Origin of the sequence: Frigoriflavimonas asaccharolytica (genome assembly GCF_013294015.1) — a bacterium.
Classification (GTDB): domain Bacteria; phylum Bacteroidota; class Bacteroidia; order Flavobacteriales; family Weeksellaceae; genus Frigoriflavimonas; species Frigoriflavimonas asaccharolytica.
Genome location: NZ_JABSNO010000055.1, coordinates 1 through 2759 on the forward strand (window position 1 = coordinate 1; position 2759 = coordinate 2759).

3 protein-coding genes are annotated in these 2759 nt (G+C 27.9%); all 3 read left to right on the top strand.

Annotated features, from left to right (window positions below; all coding sequences use genetic code 11):
* On the top strand, window positions 1-1457 hold a 1457-nt coding region (locus tag HNQ03_RS15890; protein ID WP_226927537.1), incomplete at its 5' end, for an N-acetylmuramoyl-L-alanine amidase.
* A 55-nt stretch (window positions 1458-1512) separates the two neighbouring features.
* Window positions 1513-2346, top strand: coding sequence for a hypothetical protein (locus HNQ03_RS15895; RefSeq protein ID WP_173780677.1), 834 nt, complete (start codon window positions 1513-1515; stop codon window positions 2344-2346).
* Between the two features lie 196 nt (window positions 2347-2542).
* Complete coding sequence (locus tag HNQ03_RS15900; RefSeq protein WP_173780678.1) at window positions 2543-2701, top strand: hypothetical protein; 159 nt, start codon at window positions 2543-2545, stop codon at window positions 2699-2701.
* Window positions 2702-2759 lie beyond the last annotated feature (58 nt).

A 2759-nucleotide genomic window follows, 5' to 3' on the forward strand; every position in this document is an offset into this window, starting at 1 on the left:
GTGAATACAACAGTGGATATTACCAGGAAATATTTGCAGAAATAGTTTTTATGCATGTTTCTACCAAATCTTCTAATATAGATGTTGATTTGAATGCGGAGCAGATCAAACAAGTGAAAGGCTTATCTACAACAATCGTTGATAAAAAACCTGAAGAGAAAAAAGATGGCGTCTGCGAATGTCAAAAATATAATTTAATATGGGGAAGTAAAGTAAGTTGTGATTTTAGAAAAAAAGTTGTAAAAATAAGTGAAGAGTTATGGCCTGATAATTATTTAAAAATGGCAAACAATCTTATGGCTATATTTGCATGGGAAAGTGGTGGTACATTCAAACCTGATGCTCCAAACCAAGCAAATTCTGGAGGTACAGGATTAATACAGTTTATGCCTTCCACGGCAAAAGATCTTTTAGGGCATGAAATTACTATGGAAACTGTCAAAAATTATTATGGTAAAAAGTATAATAAAAAAACAAAACAAAAAGAGGATTGGAATTTGGACAGAGTGAAAGATTTCGCAGAAATGACCGCAATCAAACAGTTAGATTATGTGAAAAAATTTTTTGATTCTTTAAAGGGTAAAAAATTAGAATTTGTTGATTTCTATTTAAAGGTATTGTTTCCGGTTTCATCAGGATTGCCTGAACATGTTGTATTTGCTGATAATGTTAAAAAACTGGATAGACCATCCGAAACGGATAAATTAAAAAATAAAAGAGTTTCGTCATATTCTAAAAATAAGGGGATGGATCTTAACAAAGATGGAAAACTTATGAAATCAGAGATAAAAATCTCTGTCCAGAAATATTTAACCGAGGGATTGCCTTACTCAAAAATTGAAAAGTGTGAAAATATTATAGAAAAAAAGTCGGCAGCCATAACAGGAAAGTGTGCAGAAGGAAAAGTAGTGGAGGAATTTATTGACAATTTCTTAATAACAAAAAATAAAATAGATAATTGTAATAAGCATGCAATGACACAAGATGTGAAAATTATTGTTTTACACAGAACAGCAGGAGGATTTGCTTCAGGTACATTAAACCATATGAAAAGTGAAGGTTATGGAGCACACTTTGTTGTAGATTATGATGGAACGGTATATCAAACTATTGGCATTAACAAAAGAGGATCTCATATGGGAGTTGCACAATTTGCATCTACTAAGACTGCAGGATGGGGAAACAATAATAGTATTGCTATAGAAACATGTGGATATTCAATAGATAAAGATGGTAATAATAGAGTTGGTAAAAAATATGATAATATACCTCACCATCACTGGGAAGTAGTTAAAAATAATCAAGCTAAATCAGTTGCTTGTTTGTTGAAATTTCTTTTAAATCATTTCAAATTAAATATCGGAGACGTAAAAGTACATGAAAAATTATGTAAAAAACAACCATTGGAAGGACAAAATGTTTATGATGCGATGTTACCTTATTATAATAACAAATAATATGAAATATTTATTTATTTTACTTTTTCTATTTCAAATCCAGTATTGTTCAAAAGTGAACAATACTGATGGTTTAAATAATGAAAAAGAAGTTTTAAAATCGACAAAAATAGTTGTTATTGATAATATTACAAAAACTTGTTATAAAAATTTAACTAAAAATATTTATGATTATATATTATGTTTAAATTGGTCATTAAATAAAAATGATATTCAAGAAATTGTAAGTCTTGGGAAAAAAAACAATAAATCTGAAATTTTAAATGTACTAAATCCTGCCATCCCATCTTGGATTTCTGCTGATATTACAATAGATGGAAATTCATATAAAATAGAAATTAATGCAATGTCATATTATTTTCTTACAGATAACAAAGGACATCGCGACTTGTATACCTTCGATTTAGAATCTCAAGAAAAAGTTGAAAAATATTTTATTCGAAAATTGACTGAAGATGATGACAGCAATTATGAAAATAAAAAAGTTGGCATTAAAAAATATTTAGAAACTAATGCCATTGATATTTCAAAATGGAACGGAATTTTTAAATTTGATAATAATAATTACGAACAATTATACAAAATATATACAATAAATATTTATGATAAAAACATCTTCTTTTATGAGGGAGAATTACCAGGATGTAAAATACAATGTACTTCTTATAAAGTAGACGATACTATTTATTTTTATTATGATTCTACCAAAACTAACTGCATTAATTTTGATACTAGTTTAATTGAAAATATGCAAGATGGAGATTTTTTATTTAAATTATATTCAAAAAAAGAAAAAAAATATTTAGAATCTCCAGTAATAAAATATTGGGATGACAAATCTTCCAATTTTAGAATTTATACACCGATAGAAATAAATTATTCAAACTAAATTGAGACAATTAGTGCCATTTCTTTTAGTGCTTTTTTGCTTCCTGTGATGAACAGCACAAAGATAAAAAAAGCAAATTCAAAAACCTAAAACTGAAACTGCAAAATGTGAAGGCGAATATTCAACAGGAGAAAAAATTGGAGAGAAAGAAAAAAAATGGACACTTTCGAATTCCGATATTGATAACATAGTTAGTATGTCGGAAGAAGTTAATGAGAATGAACTGCATTTTACTTATCCAACTACGCCTTGTAATATCAACGTTGAAAACTATTCCTACAAAGGAAAAAAATTTGATATCCAAATAAATGGAGGATCATATTATTCTACCCTCATTTCTTTAGACCACAATTAGTTGTTTCTTAATTGTTTTTATGCTGCTAATTTATACATTTCCAATGGCTTTTTGAGTT

Excerpts from the sequence above, each read along its gene's own strand:
- HNQ03_RS15900 (WP_173780678.1), top strand. The coding sequence starts at position 2,543 with ATGTCGGAAGAAGTTAATGAGAATGAACTGCATTTTACTTATCCAACT.